Source organism: Streptomonospora halophila, assembly GCF_039542725.1.
In the GTDB taxonomy this organism is placed as follows: Bacteria; Actinomycetota; Actinomycetes; order Streptosporangiales; family Streptosporangiaceae; genus Streptomonospora; species Streptomonospora halophila.
This window is the reverse complement of record NZ_BAABIK010000035.1, coordinates 17,613-40,761: the sequence shown is the minus strand read 5'-3', so window position 1 is coordinate 40,761 and position 23,149 is coordinate 17,613. Positions and strand designations below refer to the sequence as shown.

At 74.1% G+C, this 23,149-nt stretch carries 19 protein-coding genes; 9 read left to right on the top strand and 10 right to left on the bottom strand.

Going from position 1 to position 23,149, the window contains the following annotated elements; genetic code table 11:
- Positions 1 to 21: 21 nt before the first annotated feature.
- Both ABEA15_RS22590 and ABEA15_RS22585 read right to left on the bottom strand, forming a co-directional pair.
- Complete coding sequence (locus ABEA15_RS22590) at positions 22 to 1,992, bottom strand: molybdopterin oxidoreductase family protein (RefSeq protein ID WP_345558869.1); 1,971 nt, start codon at positions 1,990 to 1,992, stop codon at positions 22 to 24.
- Positions 1,993 to 2,145: 153 nt separating this feature from the next.
- The gene (locus ABEA15_RS22585; RefSeq protein WP_345558867.1) at positions 2,146 to 3,177 is read right to left on the bottom strand and encodes a 2-dehydropantoate 2-reductase; all 1,032 of its coding nucleotides are present in this window, start codon (positions 3,175 to 3,177) and stop codon (positions 2,146 to 2,148) included.
- A gap of 328 nt (positions 3,178 to 3,505) precedes the next feature.
- On the opposite strand from ABEA15_RS22585, the gene ABEA15_RS22580 reads away from it, so the two are divergent.
- Positions 3,506 to 4,183, top strand: a complete 678-nt coding sequence (locus tag ABEA15_RS22580) for a GntR family transcriptional regulator (RefSeq protein WP_344142863.1) — start codon at positions 3,506 to 3,508, stop codon at positions 4,181 to 4,183.
- 77 nt (positions 4,184 to 4,260) lie between these two features.
- Here the strand turns inward: ABEA15_RS22580 and ABEA15_RS22575 are convergent, their stop codons facing one another.
- Both ABEA15_RS22575 and ABEA15_RS22570 read right to left on the bottom strand, forming a co-directional pair.
- Entirely contained in the window at positions 4,261 to 6,285 is a 2,025-nt protein-coding gene (locus ABEA15_RS22575; RefSeq protein WP_345558864.1) for a CocE/NonD family hydrolase, read from the bottom strand.
- A gap of 19 nt (positions 6,286 to 6,304) precedes the next feature.
- The gene (locus ABEA15_RS22570) at positions 6,305 to 7,579 is read right to left on the bottom strand and encodes an ATP-grasp domain-containing protein (protein WP_345558862.1); all 1,275 of its coding nucleotides are present in this window, start codon (positions 7,577 to 7,579) and stop codon (positions 6,305 to 6,307) included.
- Between the two features lie 140 nt (positions 7,580 to 7,719).
- On the opposite strand from ABEA15_RS22570, the gene ABEA15_RS22565 reads away from it, so the two are divergent.
- Positions 7,720 to 8,142 carry a hypothetical protein gene (locus ABEA15_RS22565; RefSeq protein ID WP_344142867.1) on the top strand — a complete coding sequence of 141 codons (423 nt, stop codon included), beginning with the start codon at positions 7,720 to 7,722 and terminating at the stop codon, positions 8,140 to 8,142.
- A 616-nt stretch (positions 8,143 to 8,758) separates the two neighbouring features.
- Positions 8,759 to 9,028 carry a hypothetical protein gene (locus ABEA15_RS22560; RefSeq protein ID WP_344142868.1) on the top strand — a complete coding sequence of 90 codons (270 nt, stop codon included), beginning with the start codon at positions 8,759 to 8,761 and terminating at the stop codon, positions 9,026 to 9,028.
- 159 nt (positions 9,029 to 9,187) lie between these two features.
- Here ABEA15_RS22560 and ABEA15_RS22555 read toward each other — a convergent pair whose 3' ends face one another.
- The gene (locus tag ABEA15_RS22555; protein WP_425579437.1) at positions 9,188 to 10,324 is read right to left on the bottom strand and encodes a pyroglutamyl peptidase; all 1,137 of its coding nucleotides are present in this window, start codon (positions 10,322 to 10,324) and stop codon (positions 9,188 to 9,190) included.
- A 321-nt stretch (positions 10,325 to 10,645) separates the two neighbouring features.
- Here ABEA15_RS22555 and amaB point away from each other — a divergent pair, with 321 nt between their 5' ends.
- Entirely contained in the window at positions 10,646 to 12,187 is a 1,542-nt protein-coding gene (amaB, locus tag ABEA15_RS22550; RefSeq protein WP_345558858.1) for an L-piperidine-6-carboxylate dehydrogenase, read from the top strand.
- A 241-nt stretch (positions 12,188 to 12,428) separates the two neighbouring features.
- Here amaB and ABEA15_RS22545 read toward each other — a convergent pair whose 3' ends face one another.
- Positions 12,429 to 13,334 carry a hypothetical protein gene (locus ABEA15_RS22545; RefSeq protein ID WP_345558856.1) on the bottom strand — a complete coding sequence of 302 codons (906 nt, stop codon included), beginning with the start codon at positions 13,332 to 13,334 and terminating at the stop codon, positions 12,429 to 12,431.
- A gap of 185 nt (positions 13,335 to 13,519) precedes the next feature.
- On the opposite strand from ABEA15_RS22545, the gene ABEA15_RS22540 reads away from it, so the two are divergent.
- The 5 genes from ABEA15_RS22540 to ABEA15_RS22520 all read left to right on the top strand — a co-directional run bounded on the left by ABEA15_RS22540 (position 13,520) and on the right by ABEA15_RS22520 (position 18,307).
- On the top strand, positions 13,520 to 15,907 hold the full coding sequence (locus tag ABEA15_RS22540) for a lysylphosphatidylglycerol synthase transmembrane domain-containing protein (RefSeq protein ID WP_425579436.1): 2,388 nt from the start codon (positions 13,520 to 13,522) through the stop codon (positions 15,905 to 15,907).
- Between the two features lie 234 nt (positions 15,908 to 16,141).
- Positions 16,142 to 16,582, top strand: a complete 441-nt coding sequence (locus ABEA15_RS22535; RefSeq protein ID WP_344142876.1) for a MarR family winged helix-turn-helix transcriptional regulator — start codon at positions 16,142 to 16,144, stop codon at positions 16,580 to 16,582.
- Positions 16,583 to 16,663: 81 nt separating this feature from the next.
- Positions 16,664 to 17,128, top strand: coding sequence for a MarR family winged helix-turn-helix transcriptional regulator (locus tag ABEA15_RS22530; protein ID WP_345558854.1), 465 nt, complete (start codon positions 16,664 to 16,666; stop codon positions 17,126 to 17,128).
- An 82-nt stretch (positions 17,129 to 17,210) separates the two neighbouring features.
- On the top strand, positions 17,211 to 17,633 hold the full coding sequence (locus tag ABEA15_RS22525; RefSeq protein ID WP_344142879.1) for an organic hydroperoxide resistance protein: 423 nt from the start codon (positions 17,211 to 17,213) through the stop codon (positions 17,631 to 17,633).
- Between the two features lie 131 nt (positions 17,634 to 17,764).
- Entirely contained in the window at positions 17,765 to 18,307 is a 543-nt protein-coding gene (locus ABEA15_RS22520) for a hypothetical protein (protein WP_344142880.1), read from the top strand.
- 312 nt (positions 18,308 to 18,619) lie between these two features.
- On the opposite strand, the gene ABEA15_RS22515 is transcribed toward ABEA15_RS22520, so the two are convergent.
- The 4 genes from ABEA15_RS22515 to ABEA15_RS22500 all read right to left on the bottom strand — a co-directional run bounded on the left by ABEA15_RS22515 (position 18,620) and on the right by ABEA15_RS22500 (position 23,080).
- Complete coding sequence (locus tag ABEA15_RS22515) at positions 18,620 to 19,561, bottom strand: DMT family transporter (RefSeq protein ID WP_344142881.1); 942 nt, start codon at positions 19,559 to 19,561, stop codon at positions 18,620 to 18,622.
- A gap of 283 nt (positions 19,562 to 19,844) precedes the next feature.
- Positions 19,845 to 20,858 (bottom strand): hemolysin family protein, encoded by a 1,014-nt coding sequence (locus ABEA15_RS22510; RefSeq protein ID WP_344142882.1) that lies wholly within the window; start codon positions 20,856 to 20,858, stop codon positions 19,845 to 19,847.
- The gene (locus tag ABEA15_RS22505; protein ID WP_345558851.1) at positions 20,855 to 22,246 is read right to left on the bottom strand and encodes a hemolysin family protein; all 1,392 of its coding nucleotides are present in this window, start codon (positions 22,244 to 22,246) and stop codon (positions 20,855 to 20,857) included. Before ABEA15_RS22505 ends, ABEA15_RS22510 begins: the two co-directional genes overlap by 4 nt.
- A 246-nt stretch (positions 22,247 to 22,492) precedes the next feature.
- The gene (locus ABEA15_RS22500; RefSeq protein ID WP_345558875.1) at positions 22,493 to 23,080 is read right to left on the bottom strand and encodes a TrmH family RNA methyltransferase; all 588 of its coding nucleotides are present in this window, start codon (positions 23,078 to 23,080) and stop codon (positions 22,493 to 22,495) included.
- Positions 23,081 to 23,149 lie beyond the last annotated feature (69 nt).

Below are 23,149 nucleotides of genomic sequence, written 5' to 3'. Positions count from 1 at the left end.
GGACCGCGGGGCTCGCGGCGTTCAGGGCGAGGCCGGCACCGGCGCATGGTCGGAGGCTCCGGCGGGCGCGGCGCCCTCGGCGACCTTCTCGATGCTCACGGCGGCGGCCTTGTACTCGGCCGTGCCGGCGTCGGGGTCGGTGGCGTCGATGGTCAGCAGCTGGGTGTCCACCTGGTCGGGGAAGTGGAAGGTCATGAAGACCAGCCCCGCCCGCATCTGCGTGGACACCGCGACCGGGACCAGCACCGACCCCCGGCGGGAGGAGACCCGCACGGTCTCGCCGTCGGCGACGCCCAGCTTCTCGGCGTCCTCGGGCGATATGTCCAGCGTCTCGCCGCGCCGCATGGGCGAGGAGAACCCGCTGCTCTGCACGCCGGTGTTGTAGTCGTCCAGCCGGCGGCCCGTGGTCAGGCGGTAGGGGTAGTCGTCGTCGAGCAGGTCCACCGGCGGGGAGTGGCCCACGATGCCGAACGGCGCCGGCATGCCCCGCTTCTCGGGGTCGGTCGACCACAGCCGCGCGTGCAGGTAGCTGGGCTCCAGGTCCTCCTCGGAGAAGCACGGCCACTGGATGCCCTGCAGCTCCTCCAGCCGCCGGTAGCTCATGCCGCGGTGGATGGGGGAGAGGCTGCGCAGCTCGTCCCAGACGGCCTCGGCCTCGGGCCGCTGCCAGGCGTGGCCCAGGCGCTGGGCCAGCTCGCACATGATCTCGATGTCGTCGCGCGCGCCGGGCGGCGGGTCCAGTGCCTTGCGCACCAGCTGCACCCGGCGCTCGCTGTTGGTGAAGGTGCCGTCGGACTCGCACCAGGAGGCGCTGGCGGGCAGCACCACGTCGGCCAGCTCGGCGGTCTTGGTCAGGAAGATGTCCTGCACCACCAGGTGGTCCAGCCGCTGGAGGCGGCGCGTGGTGGTGAAGGTCTCGGGCTCGGACTGCACCGGGTTCTCGCCGATGATGTAGAGCGTCTTGAGCTCGCCCTCGTCCATCGCCTCGAACATCTGGGTCAGCGTCCGGCCCTTGTGCGGCCGGATGCTGGTGTTCCAGACCGCCTCGAAGCGCGAGCGGACCTCGGGGTCGAGGATGTCCTGGAACCCGGCCAGCCGGTCGGGGATGGCGCCCATGTCGCCGCCGCCCTGCACGTTGTTCTGGCCGCGCAGCGGCTGCAGGCCGGAGCCGTAGCGGCCGACGTGCCCGGTGAGCAGGGCGAGGTTGATCAGCGCCTTGACGTTGTCGGTGGCGTTGTGGTGCTCGGTGATGCCCAGGGTCCACGACAGCTGCGCGCGCTCGGCGGTGGCGAAGGCGTGGGCGAGCTCGCGGATGGCCTCGGCGGGGACCCCGGTCTCGGCCTCGGCCGCCTGCAGGGTCCAGGGCTCGACCAGCTCGCGGTACTCCTCGTAGCCGGTCGTGGCGCGCGCGATGAAGGTGTCGTTGGTCAGGCCCGCGTGGATGATCTCGCGCCCGATGGCGTGGGCCAGCGGGATGTCGGTGCCGACGTTGAGGCCGAGCCAGCGGTCGGCCCACTGGGCCGAGGAGGTGCGGCGGGGGTCGACCACGAACAGCCGGGCGCCCTTGTGCACGCCCTTGAGCACATGCTGGAAGAAGATCGGGTGGGCGAAGCGCGGATTGCCTCCCCACACCACGATCAGGTCGGTGTCCTCGACCTCGGCGTAGGACGAGGTGCCCCCGCCCGAGCCGAAGGCCGCGGAGAGCCCGGCCACGCTGGGCGCGTGGCAGGTGCGGTTGCAGGAGTCGACGTTGTTGGTGCCCATCACGACGCGGGTGAACTTCTGCGCCATGAAGTTCATCTCGTTGGTGGCCCTGGCACAGGAGAGCATGCCGAAGGATTCGGGGCCGTGCTGCTGGACGCCGTCGCGGAAGCCGTCGGCGGCGCGGTCGAGTGCCTCCTCCCAGGAGGCGGGGCGCAGTCGGCCGTCCTCGCGCACGAGTGGGCGAGTGAGGCGTTCGTAGCTGCTGGGCTGAAGGTCGTCCGATCGCATCTTCTAAGGCCTCGCTTGGGTCTCGTGGCCACTGCGGTGCTACAAGTACATCACAGCAATATTGTCTACAGTATGCGCCGCCGGGGCGGCGGGCAAGGGTGCGCAGGCGGGGCGGCGGCAGGGACCGTTCCGCCGGGTGTCGGAAGGCGCGTGCTAGGCGGCGCGCGCGGGTGCGGCGGCGGCCGCGGCGGCGGTCATGCGCTCGGCCACGCTGCCGTCGGTCAGCCGGGCGTTGAGCAGTCGCGCGACCGAGTCGACGGTGCGCAGGGTGGGCACCTCGGCGCCGACCATGTCGGCGAGCTCGACCACGGCGGTGAGGATGACGTCGAGCTCCATGGGCCGGCCGCGCTCGACGTCGTGCAGAGTGGAGGTGCGGTGGTCGCCGGCGCGCTCGGCGCCGGCCAGGCGGCGCTCGACGGAGATCGTGGGGTTGACGCCCAGGCGGGCCGCCACGTCCAGGGTCTCGTTCATCATCGACCGCGCGAGTTCGCGCGAGGAGCGGTCGCGGCAGATCTGGGCCATGGTGGACCGGGTCAGGGCGCTGAGGGGGTTGAAGGTGATGTTGCCCATCAGCTTGACCCAGATGTCCTCGCGCAGGTCCTGCTCGACCGGGCACTTCAGGCCGCCGGCCACCATCGCCTCGCTGAGGTCGGTGCAGCGCCGGGAGATCGTGCGGTCGGGCTCGCCGATGGAGAACCGGGTGCCCTCCAGGTGGCGGATGACCCCGGGCGCCTCGATCTCGGTGGCGGCGTAGACGACGCAGCCGATGGCGCGCTCGACCGGGATCGCCCGGCTGACCGAGCCCCCCGGATCGACGGTGTGCACCCGGTGGTCGGCCAGCGGCCCCGTCAGCCCGTGGAAGTACCACCAGGGGATGCCGTTCTGGGCGGCGACCACGGCGGTGTGCGGGCCCATCAGCGGGCGCAGCATCGGGCCGCAGGCGGCGTAGTGCTGGGCCTTGAGCCCCAGGAAGACGAAGTCGACCGGACCGACCTCGCGGGGGTCGCTCGTGGCATTGGGGCGGGCGGTGAAGTCGCCCCGGTCGCTGAGGACGCGCACGCCGTCGGCCCGCAGAGCCTCCAGGTGCGGGCCGCGGGCGATCAGGTGGACGTCGGCCCCTCCGCGGTGCAGGGCCGCGCCCGCGTAGGCGCCGATGGCGCCGGCGCCGAGGATGGCGATTCTCATACTGCGCTCCGTTCTCTCGCCCGAACGATTTTGTATACAGTATGCTGATGAGTGCGCAAAGAGCGAGGGGTCTGCAGCGGAAAAGGAACGTGTGAATGCAGGCGAACAGCAAGTTCACCGGTTCTTCTTCGCTGCGGGTCCCTCGCTCGGCAGGGGGCGGATGCGGCCTGGACGGCCACCGCGCCGCCAGGTGCGCTCCGAGCGATCGCGGGCCGGCGAGCCGCCCGCGGGCCCGCGATCGCCGTCCGGACTGCGAAGGGGCGGTGGTTTTCGTAGACTGTCTACATCATTCACTCGAGTCGAGCATCGTGCGACGGGCGGGAGCGGCATGACCACACAGCCGTTGAAGGCCGCGCTGAGTGGACGGGTCCAACGCCCCGTCCCACTTCGTGAGACGGTTTACGAGACCATCCTCAACCTGATCATCACCCGCGAGTTCCCGCCCGGCCGTCACCTGGTCGAGAGCGAGCTCGCCGAGCAGCTCGGCGTCTCCCGCCAGCCGGTGCGCGAGGCGCTGCAGCGGCTGAGCAACGAGGGCTGGGTGGACCTGCGGCCCGGCTACGGCGCCTTCGTCCACACGCCCACCGAGAGCGAGGCCGACCAGCTGCTCGCGGTGCGCGCCGTCCTGGAGACCGAGGCCGCCCGGCTGGCCGCCCTCTCCGCCGCGCCCGAGCAGGTCGAGCACCTGCGCGAGCTGTGGCGCGCCGGTGTCGCCGCGGTCGACGACGCCGACGTCGACTCCGTGGTCACCGCCAACGCCGACTTCCACCGCGGCGTCATCGAGGCCTCAGGCAACCGGGTGCTGGCCGAGCTCGCCGCACAGGTGGACCGCAGGGTGCGCTGGTACTACGCGCCCATCGCGCGCTCGCGCGGCATGGCCTCCTGGGACGAGCACGCCGAGATCATCGTCGCCGTCGCCGAGGGCGACTCCGCAAAGGCCGCGCGGCTGATGAACGACCACACCGAGCGCACGCGGCTCACCTACCACGACAAGATCGACCGCTGACTCCCGCCGCGGCAGGGGGCGCGCGACCCGCGCGCCCCCTGCCGCGGTCCCCGGCCCGCCGGTACCGGGCGCGCGGCTCAGACGTGGTCGCGCGGGATGACCGTGTTCCAGGTGCGCGCGGCCACCCGGTCGCCGCCCTCGTAGGCGTCCAGCGTCGCGTTGACGTGGAACTCCTCGGGCGTGGCCGACAGCTCCGTCCGGGTCACCGTCTCCACCTCCCAGTCGCCGCGCTTGAAGCGCATCCGCCAGGTCGTCACGCCCTTGGGCGAGGTGAAGTCGTCGCCGCGCACCGTGTAGACCTCCTCGGCGCGGCGGCTCACCTCCCAGCCGATGTCGTCGAAGTACACCGTGCCCAGGTCCTTGATCACCTTCAGCGACGACTGGTAGTCGACGAGGTCGCGCTCGACCTTCCACTGCTGCTCGCCCGGCACCGGGCGGCTGGTGTCCAGCGGCGGGGTCCCCTCGGGCTCGTCGAAGGGCTGCGGAGCGACCTCGTCGGAGCTGTCGGTCGGGCGCACCGGCAGCACCAGCGAGCTCTCGCCCTGCAGCAGGACGGTCAGCAGCACCGGCTGCGGCGGCGGCCAGGCCAGCGGCCAGTACGAGGTCGACACCGAGACCCGCAGCCGGTGCCCCGGCGGGAACGCCTGGGCGACGCCGTTCATCGGCACCGCCACGTTGTAGAGCCTGCCGGGCGCCAGGTCCTCGGCTTCGGCGTGGTCGCCGGAGTGGGTGAGGTTGAGCAGGCCGTAGGTCACCCGGGTGGCGCGCCCGTCGGGGGCCACGTCCGACAGCCGCACGCACACCATCGCCACCGGCCGGTCGACGGTGAACTCCAGGTTGACCACGGGCGCGCCGAGGATCTCCAGCCGCTCGGTGAGCTCGTCGCTGTCGAACACCAGCGACCCGCCGTCGTCCTCGCGCTGGTCGTAGGGCAGGTCCGGAGGCGCGTTGTAGGAGCACCACTTGCCCGCGTACTGGCCCACCGTCAGCGGCGACTCCACCGACGCGGCGGCGGTGGCCACGTCGGCGCCGGGATCGGCGATGCCGTCCTGGGCCAGGGGGTGGGTGCGGCGGTAGACCCGCGGCGAGGGCCAGCGCGGCTCGCCCACCCAGCGCCCGGGGCGCTCGGAGTAGGCGGTGGAGGGGGGAACGCTCTCCTGCATCCAGCTGCGCAGCATGGGCTCGCGCATCACGTCGTTGTCGGCGCCCTTGAGCCAGCGGTCCCACCAGCGCACGCACTGCTGCAGGAAGCCGATGGCCGGTCCGGGCTCGCCCAGGTGCGGGTACTTGTGCGACCACGGTCCGATCAGCCCCAGCCGCGGTACGCTCAGGCCCTCCATCAGCCGGAAGACCGCGTTGGAGTAGCCGTCGGCCCACCCGCTGACGGCCATCACCGGGATCTCGATCGCGGAGAGGTCCTCGCGCACCGAGCCGTGCCGCCAGTAGTCGTCGCGCAGCTGGTGGCGCAGCCAGGTGTCCAGCCACAGGCCGCTGCCCTCCAGCCGCCGGCGCCACATCTCGCGCCAGCGCTCGCCCACCACCGCCGGGTCGGGCGGGCAGGAGGTGTAGGCGAACATCGTGGAGGCCCACGAGAGGTTGTCGCCCAGCAGGCAGCCGCCCATGTAGTGCACGTCGTCGGCGTAGCGGTCGTCGGTCGAGCACAGCGTCACGATGGCGCCCAGGCTCGCGGGCCGGCGGGCGGCCAGCTGCAGCGCGTTGAACCCGCCCCAGGAGATGCCCATCATCCCCGTCGTGCCCGAGCACCAGGGCTGGGCGGCCAGCCACGCCAGCACCTCCTCGGCGTCGCGCAGCTCCTGCTCCAGGTACTCGTCCTGGAGCACCCCCTCGGAGTCGCCGCTGCCGCGCAGGTCCACCCGGGCGCACGCGTAGCCGTGCCCGGCGAGGTAGGGGTGGATGGTGGAGTCGCGCTGTGCGGTGAGGTCGCGCTGCCGGTAGGGGATGAACTCCAGGATCGCCGGCACCGGCTCCTCCTCGGAGTCGGGGCGCCAGATCCGCGCGGCCAGCCGGGTGCCGTCGGACATGGGGATCATGACGCCCCGCTCCTCGGCGATCTTGTTGGGCAGTGCCGTGACTTGGCGCATGCGGCCTCTCCCTTCTCGATCACGCCTGGTCGGCGTCTCCCGTCTCCTCGATCTCGAACGGGAGCCGGGCCAGGCACAGCTCGTAGGCGCGCTGCAGGCCCTCGGCGTCGGCGGCGCCGGTGTAGACGACCGCGAGGGCGAAACTGTAGCTGTCCTGCTCGCCCATCTCCGAAAGGCGGGTGCCGGGCTCGACCAGGATCTCCGCCGACGTTCCCGGAATATCGCGCTCCATGCGCGCGACGTCCTCCTCGCCGGGGGCCATGCGCACCATCCCGTCGCCGAAGCGGCGCAGGAACCACTTGGCCGCCACCGCGTAGTCGCCGCCGCCCTGCTCCAGCTCGGGTTCGCGGCCCAGCGCGAGGTCGACGCGGTAGGTGTGGTTGGGCCGGCCGTCGACGAAGGACATCAGGCGGGCGTGGGACTGGGAGTGGCGGGGGTTGACCTCCAGCAGCCGCACCTCGTCGGTGTCGGGGTCCCAGAAGAACTCGATGTTGAATGTGGTGTTGTCCAGCCCCAGCCGGGTGACCACGCGGCAGGCGACGTCGCGGACGCGGTTGAGCACGTGCCCGGGGAGCTCGGACGGGTACTGGTAGCGCAGGAAGCTGGGGGAACCGGGGTAGTCGAGGGAGTCGACGACACCGTAGGCGTGGGGGCGGCCCTGGTACACGTAGCCTTCGACCGTCAGCTGCAGCCCGGTGACCTCCTCCTCGGCGAGGCAGGCGGTGCCGCCGGCCTCCGCCACCGCCTCCGGCAGCTCGACCTGCTCCAGCACCCACTCGAAGGGGGCGCCGAGCTTGCCCGCTCCCTCGCCGATCCGGGCGAGGGCGTCGCGGAAGGCGTCGTCGTCCTCGACCCGGAAGGCCAGCTCCGAGGAGAAGCCCTTCACCGGCTTCAGCCACATCGGGTAGCTCATGTGGTCCGGCGGACGCTCGGCGTCGAAGGGGATCGCGGCGAACCCGGGCAGCTCCTCGATGACCTCGGCCTGCTCCAGGCGGCTCCAGTACTTGTGCTCGCACTTGACCACCGCCTCCAGCGGCGGCGCGGGCAGCCCCCGCTCGGCGCACAGGATCGGCACCAGGGTGCTGACCGGGAAGTCCCAGTAGCCCATGATCGCGTCCACCGGGCCGTCGAACGCATCGAGCACGGCGCGGGCCTCGTCGAGCAGGGCCTCCATGTCGTCGCGCTTGCGCACCCGCTCCATGGAGAGGAGCTGGAGGAAGCGGGCACCGGGGATCTCCTTGAGGGATTCGCGGTTGTGCTCGTCCATACCGAGCACGAAAACGTTCTGGCTCATCTCGCACCCCTTTCGGTCCCTCCGTGGTGGCAGCGCCTACCCGCCCGGGGCACGGATGCGACGTGGCCGCCGCGTGATCCACGCCTCGCCGCGGGGCGGTCCCCGCCGGCGCGCGGTACGCCCCCGCCTAAGCTGGGCCCATGGCGCACCGACACCCCAGCAAGCTCAACGCCGAGCACGTGGTCCACCCCGGGGCACGGCGCCTGCTCAAGGCCGAACTGGCCAACTGCGCCGACTGCCGCGCCCACGGCGACGCCGATGCGCTGGCCGACCCCGGGATCCTGGAGTCGCTGCTGCACGGCTTCGTGCTCAAGCGGGCCGAGCAGTGGCGCAACCGCCACTCGCGCTACCCGGTCAACCTCTACGACCTGGCCCCGCCCGACGAGCTGCGCTTCCTGCACATCCCCACCCGCGAGGTGGTGCGGCTGTGCGTGGTCGAGGGGCGCGCGGGCGACCGCGTGGACACCGCCGGCGCGCTGGTCGAAACGGGCAACCTCACCGACGAGGACCGGTCGCGGGTGCTCGGCGACATCGTCGACGGGATCCTGGAGGACGAGGGCTGAGCCCGTGGCCGATACCGGCCCCGATCCGCCCCGCCGCGGCTCCGCTGCAGGTCGGCACCGATTGCGGTTGCATCACGATCGGCGGCCTTCGTGCTCCCGCTCGGCGATGGTTCGCCCCCGCCGCGACCGGCTGCCCTGCTCCGCAGCGTGGTGTCGCCGAACCCGCCGGGACGCCAGCGGGGCCGAGCGCACGCGTTCGGCCCCGCCCCTGGCGGACGGGACCAGGGGCGCGGCATCGTATGCTGCCCTAGCGGACGCCGAGGCCTCGAACGCCCTGAAGCCGGTTTCGGCGCGTCCCGGAGGCGGTCGCTGCACGCCCGGTTCGGGCAGGCTCCTGCGAATCCATGGAACCTCGGCGGCCGCGTGCGCATCAGACATGTGCGCTTCAGCAACGGAAACATCATCGAGACATCCCGGCGGCGCCGGTGAGCGCGCGCCGCCCAGGGCATTCCGGGGAGGAAACAGCATGAGTTACGGTCCGTCAGGGGGCCAGCCGCCTTACGGCGGAGGAAGCGGAGGTTACGGTCCCCCGCCCCCGCCGCCCCCCGGTCCGCCCGGTGGCGGCGCCTACGGCGCTCCTCCGCCTCCCCCGCCCGGAGCCCCCGGCGGCGGCGGAATGGAGCCTCCGGCCAACAAGGGCAGCGCCATCGGCGCGACCATCGCCAACGGCATCGGCATGTGCCTCACCTGCGGTGGAACCACGATCGGCCTGGTGCTGGGGATCATCGGCATCGTCATGGCCGAGAGCAACCCCAAGGCGGCGCGGACGTGCACGCTGATCTCATGGATCTTCTTCGGGGTGGTCCTCGTCCTCGGGATCATCTGGTGGATCGTCTACGGAATCGCGCTCTTCTCGGCCTCGTCGACGGGCTACTCGACCTATTAGCGCCGCGGGGCCCCGGCCGGCGGACGCGCCGGCCGCTCCGTGCGGCCTCCTCCGCGGGCCCGTCCCTGCGCCCCGGTCCGGCATCGCGCCCGGGCCGGGGCGTTCGCGTGTGCGCGGGCGTGCGCCCGCGCACACGCCGGGCCGCCGGCGCGCCGTCGGCTACCCCTCCAGCGCCGTCTCCACGATGGCGCGCAGCTGCTCGACGATGTCGGCGCGGTCGCGCTCGAAGTCCGGCGTGCTCAGCACCTCGGGGTCGGGCGAACCGACCTCCAGCACCGGCGTGAGGACGTGTCCGGCGGGGATGTCGCGTCCCGTGGCGTCGCGCAGCAGCGTGTTGCGGTAGGCGACCTCGTTGGACACGTAGTCGCCGCCGGCGCCCGCGAGTACGCGCGCGCCGGGCGTGGGCCCGCCCGCCCGCACCGCGGGCTCGCCCGCGCCCGGCACGGCCTCGGTCACCTCGGTGTTGTCGTGGACCGGAAAGCGCCCCTCGGCGTTGGCCAGGACGGCGCGGCGCGGCAGCGTGGAGACCGTCCACTCCGGCAGGGGCCCGGTCGACCCGGGCGCGGGCGGCACCGGCCCCGGCGCGCTCACCCGCTCGTTGTCGGGCGCGGCGCCGCGCATCCCCGCGTTGTAGACCTGCAGGTCGAAGCGGCCCGCCCGGCCCTGGCTCGCCGTGATCACCGCGTCGGCGGCCACCGCGCCCGGCCCGGGGGAGTAGTGCGGCCCCAGCGCCCGCTCGACCATGCCCGCCCCCAGGTCCCGCCAGCGAGTGGGGAAGATCGCGGTGCGCACGGCGGCCCGGCGGCCGCGCGCCTCCAGCACCGACCCGTGCAGGCTCAGCGCCGCGGCGCCCGAGGGGTTGGACCGGCGCACGTCCTCGTCGAGGCCGAAGGGGTCGAATCCGGTGACGATGACGCGCAGCAGCTTGTCGTCGGGCGGGAACACCAGGTCGTCGTGGCCGCGCGAGGCCAGCTCCAGCCGGTCGGCGAGCGCGGCGCGCTGCTCGGCCTCCAACGGGAAGGCGGGACTCCACTCGCGCAGCCGGGCGGTGAGCGTCAGCCGCGCCCAGTACAGGAAGCGGTCGTCGGCGACGCGGTCGCTCTGGCGCACCGCCTCGGTCCACAGCCTGCGCCCGTGCGAGGCGACGACGCCCTCGGCCTCCGGGAGGTCCCGGGCCCCGGCGAGGTCGGCCGCGAACAGCGGGGCCGCGGCCGCGAACCCGGAGCGGCGCAGTATCGCCTGCGGTGCGGCGAAGGAGGTACGGGACTCCTCGGCGGTCATGGCGGTGGCCCTCATGTGCATTGCGGCGTGCTGTCCCCGGCTCCGCGGGGAAACGCCGCGCCTCCTTCCAGGTATAGCGCGGTCGCCGATCTCGTGCCGAAGCGGTCGCCGGCGGCCCCGCCGCGGCGTTCGGCGCGCAGGACCCGCCGGGTCCGCGGCCGGGCGCGGGGTCCGGCGCACAGCCTCCCACAGGCGGCGGACGATCGGGCGCACGGCCCGCGGCGCCCGCAGGCCCCGCCCGTGCAGGCGCGCGGTCAGCGCCGGCCCGGTTAGGGGCGGGCGGCGCAGGGAAAAAGTCGGATGCCCGCAACCGCCTCTCAACGGAGAGAGAAGGACATGGCAGCCCTTCCTGCGACCGACCACCTGCGCGAGCGCGCCCGAGCGGCCCTGGCCCGCTGCGGGGTCGAGCACCTCGACGAGGCCGCCGGCGGCGGCCACGACGCGCGCACCCCCATCACCGGCGGCACGCTGTTCCAGCTCGCCCCCTCCAGCGCGGCCGACGTCGACAGCGCCGTCTCCACCGCCCGGTCGGCCTTCAGCGACGTCTGGCGCGACACCCCCGCCCCCGAACGCGGCCGCCTCGTCCGGCGGCTGGGCGAACTGCTGCGCGAGCACAAGAGCGACCTCGCCGACCTCGTCTCAATCGAGGCGGGCAAGATCGGCTCCGAGGCCGCCGGCGAGGTCCAGGAGATGATCGACATCTGCGACTTCGCCGTGGGCCTGTCGCGCCAGCTCTACGGCCGCACCATGGCCTCCGAGCGGCCCGGCCACCGCCTGATGGAGACCTGGCACCCGCTGGGCGTCGTCGGCGTGGTCACCGCCTTCAACTTCCCCGTCGCGGTGTGGTCGTGGAACACCGCCGTCGCCCTGGTGTGCGGCGACACCGTCGTGTGGAAGCCCTCCGAGCTGGCACCGCTCACGGCGCTGGCCTGCCACGGGCTGCTGATGCGCGCCGCCGCCGACGTCGGCGCACCGCAGGAGGTGCACCGCGTCGTGCTCGGCGGCCGCGAGGCCGGCGAGCGGCTGGTCGACGACGAGCGCGTGGCGCTGCTGAGCGCGACCGGCTCGGTGCGCATGGGCCGCGAGGTGGGCCCGCGCGTGGCCGCCCGGCTGGGGCGGTGCCTGCTGGAGCTGGGCGGCAACAACGCCGCGATCGTCGCGCCCTCGGCCGACATGGACCTGGCCCTGCAGGGCGTCGCCTTCGGCGCCGCGGGGACCGCCGGGCAGCGCTGCACCACCCAGCGGCGCCTCATCGTGCACGAGGACGTCGCCGACGAGTTCACCGAACGCGTGGTCGAGGCCTACGGCAAGCTGGGCGAGCGCATCGGCGACCCCTTCGCCGAGGAGACCCTGGTCGGCCCGCTGATCGGCGAGAAGGCGCACCGCTCGATGGACGAGGCGCTGCGGACGGCCGCCGACAGCGGCGGGCGGCTGCTCACCGGGGGCACCCGCCGCCTGGCCTCCGAGGCGCCCGACGCCTACTACGTCGACCCGGCGGTGGTGCGCATGCCGCGCCAGGAGGACGTCGTGCGCCGGGAGACCTTCGCCCCGATCCTCTACGTGCTCACCTACCGCACCTTCGAGGAGGCGCTGGAGCTGCACAACGGCGTACCGCAGGGCCTGTCGGGCTCGGTGTTCACGCGCGACCAGCGCGAGGCCGAGCGGTTCCTGTCATCGGCCGGATGCGACTGCGGGATCGCCAACGTCAACATCGGCACCTCCGGCGCCGAGATCGGCGGCGCGTTCGGCGGCGAGAAGGCCACCGGCGGCGGCCGCGAGTCCGGCTCCGACTCCTGGCGCGCCTACATGCGCCGCGCCACCAACACCGTCAACTACTCCGCGGAGCTGCCGCTGGCCCAGGGCGTGAGCTTCCTGTGACAGCGGCCTGAGCCGAAGGGGGCGGCCGGCGCGGCAGGAGGTCCGGGTGCCGCGCCGACCGGGTCCGGCGTCCGAACGCGCCGCCTGCGGCGGTGGGCGGCCTTCACCGCCGCAGGCCGGCGCATCGCCCGCGCCCCGAAGGCGCGACGCCGGGCCGACTACCCAGAGAGGGGCGCAGCCACCACCTCGGATGCAAAGCCGTCGCAGGTCGTCCCGCATCCGAGACGTGGGCGGGCGCCGCTCACCGCTCGGGCGCCGGATGCGCGGCCAGGCGCTCGTGCAGGGTTGCGGCGGCGCGCACCAGCGCCCGGCACCGCGCGAACTCCACCGGTGTGAACGGGACCTCGCGCCGCAGCAGCACGCCGCCCTCGGGATCGGGCAGGGTCATCTCCGTGCGCCGCAGTTCCTCGGCCGCCAGCCCGGGCGGGGGAGTGCCGAGCCGCGCGACGTCGCGCGCACCCGACACCGAGGCGAGCACCTCGGCCAAACTCCTCCGCCCGGCGACCAGGCCCGCCAGCAGGGACAGGGCGCGGGCCGCGGTGTCGGCCGGATCGTGGGCGCCGGCCGGCTCGACGACCGGGCGGCGCCTGCCCGCGCGCGCGGCGGCGGCGCGCAGCGCCTCGGCGCCGGCCCCGGGCGGCGCTGCCACGTAGAGCTCGTCGACGGCCTCGTCTGCGGCCTCCTCGGCGGTGGGGCGGACCCGGAGGAGCCGGATGTCCACGCCCTGCCGCGCCATCTGCGCGGTCAGCGCCGCCGGCCCGCCGGGGACGTCGCCGACGGCCACCCGCACCCGCCACAACCGCTCCCGGTCCGTCCCCGCCGCCTGCGGTACCCCCGCGCCTCCGGGTACCGCCGCGGTCCCGCGCGCCGTCGGCCGGCCGCCGGAGGCGCGAGCCCCGGCGCGGTGCCTGCACCAGCGGTGCAGCGTCGAGACCGCCAGCAGGGCGGCCCCGGCCGCCGCCAGCATCCGGCCCCCGTGGTCGCTGTGGCCCAGGGACAGCACCAGCAGGTGTGCGGCGCCCGCCGCCAGCAGCAGCCCGCCCATGTCCACCAGCTCCTGGCCGAGAAAACCCCGCGGCGCCGGCTCGCGGCGCGCACTCCGCCGGCCGCCTCGTGCGTTCGCGTCGGTTCGCAAGTCGTCACCCATGGCCTCGACGATGCCCGCCGCGCGTTTCGCGGGATCGACCGGCCGTGACGGGGCGGTAACGGCCGGGCGTGACGTCGGTCACCGATCGTGACCGGCGGGGGTCCGCTTGCGGGCCGCGCCTGCGGCGGACACGCCAATTCGGGGGCTGGTGCGGGATCGTGGGCGGATTCGGGCAGTGTGGAAGTGTGAAATCCGCAGGAGTCGACCCGGAACAGGGCACGGACGAGCGCCTGTCGGCGCTGGGGCCCATCGCGCGCAGGCCGGTGGACCTGCTGGTCGCCGCCGCCGGCATGCTGGCCATCGCCGCCGTGCTGGTCGTCGTCCGCCTCGTCACCGACGGCCAGGAGGCGGCCTACCCGGCCGAGCTGCGCACGCTGCTGCCGCCCTCGGTGCTCGCCCTGGCCGCCGGCGTCGCCAACCTGACGGTCATCGTGCTCGTCGCCGTCACCGCCGTGGAGCGGCTGCTGCGCACCGAGTTCCGCCAGATCGTGCGCGCGCTCGCGGCGGCCGGCTTCTGCTACGGGCTCGTCGGAGCCGCCAACGCGACCGTGCACGCCCTCACCCCCGCGCCGGGGCTGCCGGAGGTCCTCCAGGCGCCGGAGGCCCAGAGCCTGTTCACCTCCCCGCTGCACGCCTACATCGCCGCCGCCGTCGCCTACGTGTGCGCGCTACCGCTGGCCCATCTGCCGCGCGTTCGGGCCGCGATGTGGGGCGGCATCGCCCTGACCTCGGTCTCGGTGCTGCTGGCGGGGGTGACCACGACACTGTCGCTGCTGCTGACCCTGCTGGCCGGATGGACCTGCGCGTCGGTGGCGGCCTATGCCGTGGGCCTGTCGCGGCCGGTCCCGGCCACCGGCCGGCTGGTGCGCGAGCTGCGCCGGTTCGGCTGGGAGCCGCTGGGGCTGACCCCGCTGGGCGGCGACGCCGAGGGGAACCAGCGCTACGCCGTCGACACCGTCGACCGGCGCCTGGACGTGGTGCTGTTCCGGGCCGAGGACACCCACGGGCTGTGGAAGCGGCTGCTGGGCGCGGTGATGCTGCGCGGCCCGGCGGCGCCCTCGGTGCTGCTGGGCGTCCAGCGCAGGGTGGAGCACGCCGCGCTGATGGACTTCGCCGCCCGCGCCGCCGGGGCCGCCGGCCCGCAGGTGCTGGGCGTGGGCGAACTGGGACTGGGCACCGTGGCGCTGGTGACCGAGCACGTGCCGCTGCGCACCCTCGACGAGATCGGCACCGACGAGCTCACCGACGAGGCGCTCGACGAGGTCTACTCCGAGCTCCTCCTGCTGCACCGCAACCGCATCACCCACGGCAACCTGAACGGCTCCACAGTGGGGCGGCGGCTCAACGGGCGGGTCGTGTTCACCGGCCTGGCCAACGGCACGGTCGCCGGCTCGCCGATCAAGGCGTCCCTGGACGTTGCGGCGCTGATGACCCTGCTGGCGCTGCGCGTGGGCGAGCGGCGCGCGGTCGACTCGGCCGTGCGCGTCCTCGGCCGCGACACCGCGGCCGCCGCCCTGCCGTTCGTGCAGACCGCCGGGATGCCGTTCGCGCTGCGCGGCCGGCTGCGCGCCCACCGCGGGACCCTGGGCGCCATCCGGGCCCAGATCACCGGCGCGGTGCCCGAGGCGCAGGCGCGCCCGGCACGCCTGGAGCGGATGCGCCCGCGCACCGTGGTCAGCGTGGTGGTCGCCACCGCGGTGGGGCTCGTCCTCGCCTACCAGCTCGCCGGCGTCGACTTCGGCACCATCGCCGCCGCGGACCTCGGCTGGGCGGCCGCCGCGTTCGCCGCCTCGACGCTGTGCATGGTGGCCGCGGCCATGGCGCTGATGGGCTTCGTGCCGATCCGGCTGAACCTGTGGACGACGGTGCTGGTGCAGTTCGCCGGCTCGTTCGTCCGCATCGCCGCGCCCGCGGGGCTGGGGTCGCTGGCGATCAACACGCGCTACGTCTCCCGGATGGGCGCCTCGGCGGGGCTGGCGATCTCGGCCGTGGGGCTCTCCCAGGCCGTGGGGCTGATCCTGCACGTGCCCCTGCTGCTGGTGGCCGCCTACCTGACCGGTACCTCCTACCTCGCCGACTTCTCGCCGTCAGTGACGCTCATCGCGGTCACCGCCGGCCTGGCCCTGGCGGTGGCGCTGGTCCTGCTGGTGCCGGGTTTGCGCCGCGCGGTCCTGGAGCGCGCCCGCCCCTACTTCCAGGACACGCTGCCGCAGCTGCTGGACCTGATGCAGCACCCGCGCCGGCTGGTGATGGGCGTGGGCGGCACACTGCTGCTGACCGCGGGTTTCGTGATGTGCCTGGGCTTCTCGGTGGCCGCCTTCGGCGGCAGCGCCGGCGTCGCCGCGCTGGTCGTGGTGTTCCTCGCCGGAAACGCCATCGGCTCGGCCGCGCCCACCCCCGGCGGGCTCGGTGCCGTCGAGGCCGCGCTGCTGGGCGGGCTGACGACGGTCGCGGGGGTGCCGGCCGCGGTCGGGCTGCCCGCGGTGCTGCTGTACCGGCTGCTGACCTTCTGGCTCCCGGTGCTGCCGGGATGGGGCGCCTTCCATCTGCTGCAGCGCTGGAAGGCGATCTAAAGGCGCCGCGGCGCATCCGGGCGTGCGTATCGCGCTTCGGTGCCGCCGCGCGTCCCGGGACGGTGGAATCATGGGTCGGCGACGCAGCCCCGCAGCGGGGGCGGACGGTCCTCGCCGCCGCACCGGTGCGCCCGGACCGCACACGCATTCGCAGAGCCGGCGCGCGGCGGCGCTGCGGGGCACCCGGGCGCAGGGCCCGCGGGAGCGAGCGCGACGAGGCGGAGGAGCCCGAGGATGGCCAGGAACAAGCTCGCGGAGGAGGCGTGGGAGGAGCTCGCCCGCGCCCAGATCGCGCTGATGCGCAGGTTTCAGGACGACTTCCGCGGGACCGGGATCACCATGCGCGAGTACGACGTGCTCTTCACCCTCTCCCGCTGCCCCGAGGGCTCGCGCATGCGCGACCTCAGCGAGCACGTGCTGCTGACCCAGCCCAGTATCAGCCGCCTGGTCGAGCGCATGGCCGAGGACGGCCTGGTCACCCGCGGCTGCGACCCCGCGGACCGGCGCGGAACCGTGGTCGGGCTCACCGAGCGCGGCCGGGCGGTGCTCAACCGGACCGGCCGCCGCCACGCGGCGGCGATCGAGCAGTACGTGGGCGGTGCGCTGAGCAGCGAGGAGCTGCGCACGCTGCGCGACATCGCCGGAAAGCTGCGCCGCGCGCAGGCGCCGGAGTAGGCCGGGGCCGCGACGGAGGGTTGGTTGTGTCCAATTCGATTGTGCTAAATTGACCGCCGTCAAGGAGGGAGAGCCCGAACCATGGCAGACAGGTCCGAGCCGCTCGCGCTGGAACACCAGCTGTGCTTCGCGGTCTACGCCGCCTCGCGCGCGATGACCGGCCTCTACCGCGAGCTGCTCGACGGGCTCGACCTCACCTACCCCCAGTACCTGGCCATGCTGGTGCTGTGGGAGCGCGGCGACCTCACCGTCAAGGAACTGGGCACCCGGCTGCGGCTGGACTCGGGCACCCTCTCGCCCCTGCTGCGCCGGCTGGAGGCGGGCGGTCTGGTCCGGCGCAGCCGCCAAGGCGGCGACGAGCGCGTCGTGCACATCACTCTCACCGGCAAGGGCATGCGCCTGCGCGAGCAGGCCGCCGGCATCCCCGCTCAGGTTCTGGACGCCACCGGCGTCTCCGCGGCCCAGGCCGCGGAGCTGCGCCGCACCCTGGAGCGGATCACCGACTCCGCCACCGCCGCCGCCGACGACCTCCGCAGCCGGCAGTGAGCCGGCGACGGCGCACGGCGGGGAATGCGGCCGCGGCCACCCCAGCCGCGGGCGAAACGCCATCCGAAAGGAAGACAGCGCGATGAAGGTCATGTACACCGCCGAGGCTCACATCGAGGGCGAGGGCCGCAAGGGTCGCGGCCGCACGACCGACGACCGCCTGGACGTCGAGCTCTCGGTCCCCTCGGGCCTGGGCGGCGACGACGGGCCCGGCACCAACCCCGAGCAGCTGTTCGCCGTGGGCTACGCCGCCTGCTTCCACGGCGCCCTCAAGAAGGTCGCCCGCGAGTCCGGCGACTCCGTCGACGGCTCCTCGATCGACTCCACGGTCAGCCTGGGCAGCGCCGACGACGGCCTGACCCTGGCGGTCGAGCTGGAGGTCGCCATCCCCGGCAAGACCCAGGAGGAGGCCCAGAAGCTGGTGGAGGCCGCCCATCAGGTGTGCCCCTACTCCCGCGCCACCCGCGGGAACATCGAGGTGACCCTGACCACCAGGAACGGCTGACACCCCGCCGCAGCGCCGGCCCGCCTCCGCCCGCCTCCGGGCGGGCGCGGGCCGGCGCCCGCGTTAGCCGCCTCCGGCCGCCGACCTGATCGTCTACCGGGGCGGTGCACCGCTTCGTTACGCTGGCCGCCATGTTGGATCCACTCATCACGCGGGCCGGCCTGCCCGCCGACGCCTCCATGGCCCAGGTGGTCGACGCCGTCCACCGCATCCCCTTCGGGGCCCCGGCCGACCGCAGCGCCCAGGGAACCCTGGACGAGTGGCGGGGCACCAGCACCACCAAGCACGAACTGCTCGCCGCGGCCCTGGAGAAGGGCTGGCCCGAGACCCGGCCGCGGCTGGTGCACCGGGTGCACGTGTGCACCCCCGAGGACGCCCGCGCGCGCCTGGGCGAGGCGGCCGCGGCGGCGGTGCCCGAGTCCGGCGTGCGGGACGTGCACCGCTACCTCGTCGTCGAGCTCGACGGCCGGCGCGTCTCCATCGACGTCACCTACCCCTCGACACCGGGCTGGGACGGCTCCGCGCCGATGCCGGTGGCGGCCGGCGAAGGCCCCGACCACGAGGCCGGCCCCGATGCCGACCGCGAGCTGCGCGTCCTCGAAGCGGCTCACTGCGACCCGCGATCGCGCGAGCACCTCATTACTGCGCTGTCAGCCTCACTGGCCTCCGTCTGAGGTGCGCCGCGGTGGGCAGGCGGCGGAGTGGTGTCACTGCGCTGTCAGCCTCACTGGCCTCCGTCTGAGGTGCGCCGCGGTGGGCAGGCGGCGGAGTGGTGTCACTGCGCTGTCGGCCTCGCCGGTCTCCGTCTGAGGTGCGCCGCTGCTGCCAGGCGGCGGGTGGTGTCACTGCTGTCGGCGCCGGCGGCGCCGCCCGAGGTGCGGCCGCGGCCCGCGGAGGCCGCCGCCGTTGTCACCGCGCCGGAGCCTCCGGCCCGGCGCGCCCGTACTCCTCGCCCGCTGCACGTGCCGCGCCCGCCGCCCGAGGCCTCAGCGCGCCGCCGCGGGGGCCGCCGGGCTCTCCTCGGGCACGCGCACGCCCGAGGGGCGCGGTCCCGACCGGCTCAGCGCCATCGCGGTGACGGCGGCGAGCACCACGGCGCCGCCGGCCCACTGGCTCCAGGCCGGCTCCGCGCCCAGCAGCCCGGCGCCCACGGCCGCCGACACCAGCGGGAAGGCCAGCTCGCCCAGCGTGGCGCGGCTGGCCGGTGTCCTGCGCAGTCCCCAGTAGTACAGCGTCAGCGCCAGCAGGCCGGGGATCAGCGCGAGCAGCACCAGCTGCGGCACCTGGGTCCCGCCCACGGCCAGCGAGGCGCCCGACGCGAGGGCGATCGCCAGTGCCACCGGCAGTCCGAACGCGAACCGCAGCGCCGTCACGTGCATGAACGCCAGGCGCGCCCCGGCTAGCCGCCCCAGCACCGTGCCCGCGGCCCACAGCAGCGCCGCCCCCACCGCCAGGGCGGCGCCCTGGGCGTCGCGCACACTCACCGACAGCGGCTCGGGAAAGGCCAGCAGCCACGCGCCGGCCAGCGCCGGCAGTGCGTAGAGCGCGAAGCGCGGTGCCAGCCGCTCGCCCAGCAGCACCACGGCCAGCACGATCGCGAACACCGGCTGCAGCTTCTGCAGGACCTGCGGCGTGATCGGGTCGCCCACGGTGAAGGCCATGGTGAACAGCGTGGTCGCCAGCGCCGACGACCCGCCGCCGACCACGGCGACCGCCGCGATCACAGTGGGACCGGCCTCGGCCAGGGCGCGCAGCGCCGGCACCAGCCACGGCAGCAGCAGCACCACGATAACGGCGTGCTCGTAGAACACGATGGTCGAGGCGGGCAGCACCTGGGCCAGCGGGTCGCGCATCAGCGCCGAGGTCCCCCACAACCCGGCGGCCAGCGCCACCGCCCACATCCGGTCCGCTCGGCGTGCCTGCACCACGTCGCCGCCCCGATTCCCGCTCGTCGCCGTCACCTGCCTGGTCCGGGCCCACCGTAGCGGCCCCGCCGGAGGCGCCCCGGGGCCGCCTCCGCGCCGCCTCCGCCGCGCGATGCGACGGAGCACGCGACACGGCAGAACAGTCCCGCTCCGGCGCTGATTCCCGGGCGCGGAGGCCGATTCGCGTCACAGGGGCGAGAGCGCCCGTCGCGGCCGGTGGCGGAGCCCGCCGGTACCGGCCGCGGAGGCCGCCGCTCCGGCCGTGGAGCGGCGGCCGGGGCGTCCCTCAGGCCGCGGAGTCGAGCAGCAGCAGCCGGTCCAGCATGTCCTGCAGGGTGACCAGGCCGGCGAGGCGGCCCTGCTCCTCCACGAGCGCCAAGTGGGTGCGGCTCTCGCGCATGATGCCCAGTGCGGCGTAGATGGGGGTCTCGCCCTCCATCGTGAGCACCGGCCGCATCAGGTCGGCGGCCGTGGTCTGCGGCGGGCTGGTCAGCGCGTCGCGCACGTGCAGCACCCCCACCGGCTCGGCGCCTTCGCGCACCACCAGCCGCAGGTGGCCGGACTCGCGGGAGACCCGCTGGACCTCCTCCAGCGTCGCCGTGGGCGCCACCGCCGCCAGCTCCTCGCTGGGTGTGGTGATCTCGCGCAGCGGGCGCGAGTTCACCTCCAGCGCGGTGGCCAGCTGGTCGCGCCGCTCCTCGTCCAGCGCACCGGTCTTGGCCGAGTGGTCGACCAGCTCGCGCAGGTCGTCGGGTCCGTGCCCGGCGGCGACCTCGTCGACCGCCTGCACGCCCACCCGGTGCAGCGACCAGTTCGCCAGGCCGTTGAGCAGCACCAGCGCCGGGCGGGTCACCCACATGAACGCGCGCATCGGCAGCGCCAGCAGCGTCGCCGACCGCTCCGGGTGGGAGATGGCCCAGGACTTGGGCGCCATCTCGCCCACCACCAGGTGCACGAACGTCACCGCGACCAGCGCCGCCACGAACGCCACGGCCGTGGCCGCCGCCTCGGGCAGCCAGCCCGTGAACAGCGGGTGCAGCATGTGCTCGACAGCGGGCTTGGTGATGGCGCCCAGCGCCAGGGTGCACAGCGTGATCCCCAGCTGGGAGCCCGCGAGCAGAAGCGAGAGGTCGCGGGAGCTCTTCAGCGCCGCCCGGGCCGAGGCGCTGGTCTCGGCGGCCTCCTCCAGCCGGTAGCGGCGGGCCGCCACCAGCGCGAACTCGATGGCCACGAAGAACGCGCTCAAGGCGATGATGGCGACCGTCGCCGCCATGGCGGCCATCGGACTCATGTCGCTCATGCGCTCACCCCGCTGTCCTGCCCGGCGTGCTCGCCGGCCTGTTCCTCACGCAGTTCCAGGCGCACCGTCTCGGGCACGTGCCGGTCGACGGTGCGCACCCCCAGGTCCACGGTGCGCAGCGGCTCCTCCTCGGCGGCGCCGGCGTGGCGGGGGAGCACCACGCTGACGCTGTCGCCCGGGGCGGGAAGCCGCCGGAGCTCGGAGATCACCAGGCCGCCGATGGTCTCGAAGTCCCCCTCGGGAAGGTCGTGGCCGATGAGCCGCTCGACCTCGTCGACGTGCAGCGCGCCGGGGACGAGCCAGCTGCCGTCCTCGCCGACGCGCGCCTCGCCGGCGTCCTCGGGGTCGTGCTCGTCGGCGATCTCGCCCACCAGCTCCTCGGCGATGTCCTCGGTCGTGACGACGCCGGCCAGGCCGCCGTACTCGTCGACCACGCAGGCGAACTCCTCGTCGAAGTCGCGCAGCTGGCGGAGCAGGGACGGCAGCGGCAGCGATCCGGGCACCAGCACCGGAGAGCGCGCCACGTCGGAGACCCGGACGTCGGCCAGCGCGCGGTCGCCCAGCGCGAGCACGTCGCGCAGGCAGATCACGCCCACGATGTCGTCGACGCCGTCGCCCAGGACCGGGAAGCGGGAGTGGCCCGAGGCCATCAGTTCCACGACGCGGCTGACCGGCTCGCCCGCCTCGACCGTGGAGACCTGCGGGCGCGGGATCATGGCGTGCTCGGTGGTGCGGTCGTGGAAGTCCAGCGTGCGGTCCAGCAGCGTGGACAGCTCCGCGGGCAGGTCGCCGCTCTCGCGCGACTCCTCGACGATGTACTCCAGGTCGCGGGGCGTGGCGGCGTGCTGGACGTCCTCGACCGGCTCGATGCGCACCAGGCGCAGCAGCAGGACCGAGGCCTGGTCGAACAGCCGGATGAGCCAGCCGAACACGCGCAGGTAGACGCCGGTGGACAGCGCCAGCCAGCGGGCGACCGGCTCGGGCCGGGCGATCGCCAGGTTCTTGGGGAACAGCTCGCCGAAGACCATCTGCACGACGGTGGAGAAGAGCAGCGCGAGGACGGTTCCGACCGCGATACCGGTGCCGAGCGGCACTCCGGCCCAGCCCAGCACCTCGCCGATGCCCTCGCCCACCATCGGCTCGGCGACGTAGCCGACCAGCAGACCGGTGACGGTGATGCCCAGTTGGGCGCCCGAGAGCATGAACGAGGTGCGGCCGGTGATGTCCAGCGCGCGCCGGGCGCCGGTGTCGCCCCGGCTGGCGCGGGCCTTCAGGCGGGAGCGGTCCACCGCCATGTAGCCGAACTCCTGGGCGACGAAGAAGCCCGTCGCCGCGGTGATCACCAGGATCACCAGCGCTCCGAGGAGGATGCTGAGGACGACGCTCATTTCGCACGCACCGCCTCGGAGCGACGGACTCCGGTGCGCGCGCTACCTGGTGAAGGAGGCTCGTCGGATTCGGGGGAGCAGCGTCCGGTCAGGGCGCTGCCGGTACTTCGGGACGGGTCCACGTGATCCTCTCTCGACGGGTTTTTCAGTGTGGATACGATCGCGGAGCTGGAAAAATTCCCCCGATCCTCCGCTTCGAACCCTGCTCGGGGGGCTTGTTCGCCGGCCGCTCGCAGCGGCGGTGCGTCAGTGCGAGCCGGGGGCCTCCGCGGCCTCGGCGGTGCCCGCGCCCTCGGCGTCGCCGGGCAGCTCCCGCCATTCGCGGCGCCGGGTCTCGGCGATGGCGACGGCGGCGGCCACGGCGACGTTCAGCGAGCCGACGCGGCCGATCTGCGGGATGTAGACGGCGGTGTCGGCCGCCGAGAGCAGGCCCGGCGAGCAGCCGTGGTCCTCGGCGCCCACGGCGAGGCAGACGTCGCCTTCCAGTGGGGCCTCGTGCAGCGGCACGGCGCCGCGGGCGAGCTCGACGGCGGCGACGCGGTAGCCCGCCCCGCGGGCGGCGGCCGCGGCCTGCGCGCCGGTGGAGGCCTTCTCCAGGCGGAGCTTCTGCTCGGTACCCAGCGCGGTCTTGCCCACCTGGGGATGGGCCGGATCGGCGGAGTTGCCCGCCAGCCAGACCGTCTCGACTCCGAACGTCGCGCAGGTGCGCAGGATGGAGCCCAGGTTGAACGGCTGGGTGACGGACTCGGCGATGAGGGCGATTCTGCCCTGGGTGCGCCTGCGCCAATGGCGGTTGAGTCGCTTGACGTCAGTGGGGCGCAGCTGCGTGCTCACCTGCGGTGCGTTCCTCGTGTACTGGTCGTTGCCGGTGCGGTTCGTCGTCTCCACGATAGCGGTATCGGG

Coding starts and splice junctions, on each gene's coding strand:
- ABEA15_RS22590 (WP_345558869.1), bottom strand. CDS start 1,992: ATGCGATCGGACGACCTTCAGCCCAGCAGCTACGAACGCCTCACTCGC.
- ABEA15_RS22585 (WP_345558867.1), bottom strand. CDS start 3,177: ATGAGAATCGCCATCCTCGGCGCCGGCGCCATCGGCGCCTACGCGGGC.
- ABEA15_RS22580 (WP_344142863.1), top strand. CDS start 3,506: ATGACCACACAGCCGTTGAAGGCCGCGCTGAGTGGACGGGTCCAACGC.
- ABEA15_RS22575 (WP_345558864.1), bottom strand. CDS start 6,285: ATGCGCCAAGTCACGGCACTGCCCAACAAGATCGCCGAGGAGCGGGGC.
- ABEA15_RS22570 (WP_345558862.1), bottom strand. CDS start 7,579: ATGAGCCAGAACGTTTTCGTGCTCGGTATGGACGAGCACAACCGCGAA.
- ABEA15_RS22565 (WP_344142867.1), top strand. CDS start 7,720: ATGGCGCACCGACACCCCAGCAAGCTCAACGCCGAGCACGTGGTCCAC.
- ABEA15_RS22560 (WP_344142868.1), top strand. CDS start 8,759: ATGGAGCCTCCGGCCAACAAGGGCAGCGCCATCGGCGCGACCATCGCC.
- ABEA15_RS22555 (WP_425579437.1), bottom strand. CDS start 10,324: ATGAGGGCCACCGCCATGACCGCCGAGGAGTCCCGTACCTCCTTCGCC.
- amaB (WP_345558858.1), top strand. CDS start 10,646: ATGGCAGCCCTTCCTGCGACCGACCACCTGCGCGAGCGCGCCCGAGCG.
- ABEA15_RS22545 (WP_345558856.1), bottom strand. CDS start 13,334: ATGGGTGACGACTTGCGAACCGACGCGAACGCACGAGGCGGCCGGCGG.
- ABEA15_RS22535 (WP_344142876.1), top strand. CDS start 16,142: ATGGCCAGGAACAAGCTCGCGGAGGAGGCGTGGGAGGAGCTCGCCCGC.
- ABEA15_RS22530 (WP_345558854.1), top strand. CDS start 16,664: ATGGCAGACAGGTCCGAGCCGCTCGCGCTGGAACACCAGCTGTGCTTC.
- ABEA15_RS22525 (WP_344142879.1), top strand. CDS start 17,211: ATGAAGGTCATGTACACCGCCGAGGCTCACATCGAGGGCGAGGGCCGC.
- ABEA15_RS22520 (WP_344142880.1), top strand. CDS start 17,765: ATGTTGGATCCACTCATCACGCGGGCCGGCCTGCCCGCCGACGCCTCC.
- ABEA15_RS22510 (WP_344142882.1), bottom strand. CDS start 20,858: ATGAGCGACATGAGTCCGATGGCCGCCATGGCGGCGACGGTCGCCATC.
- ABEA15_RS22505 (WP_345558851.1), bottom strand. CDS start 22,246: ATGAGCGTCGTCCTCAGCATCCTCCTCGGAGCGCTGGTGATCCTGGTG.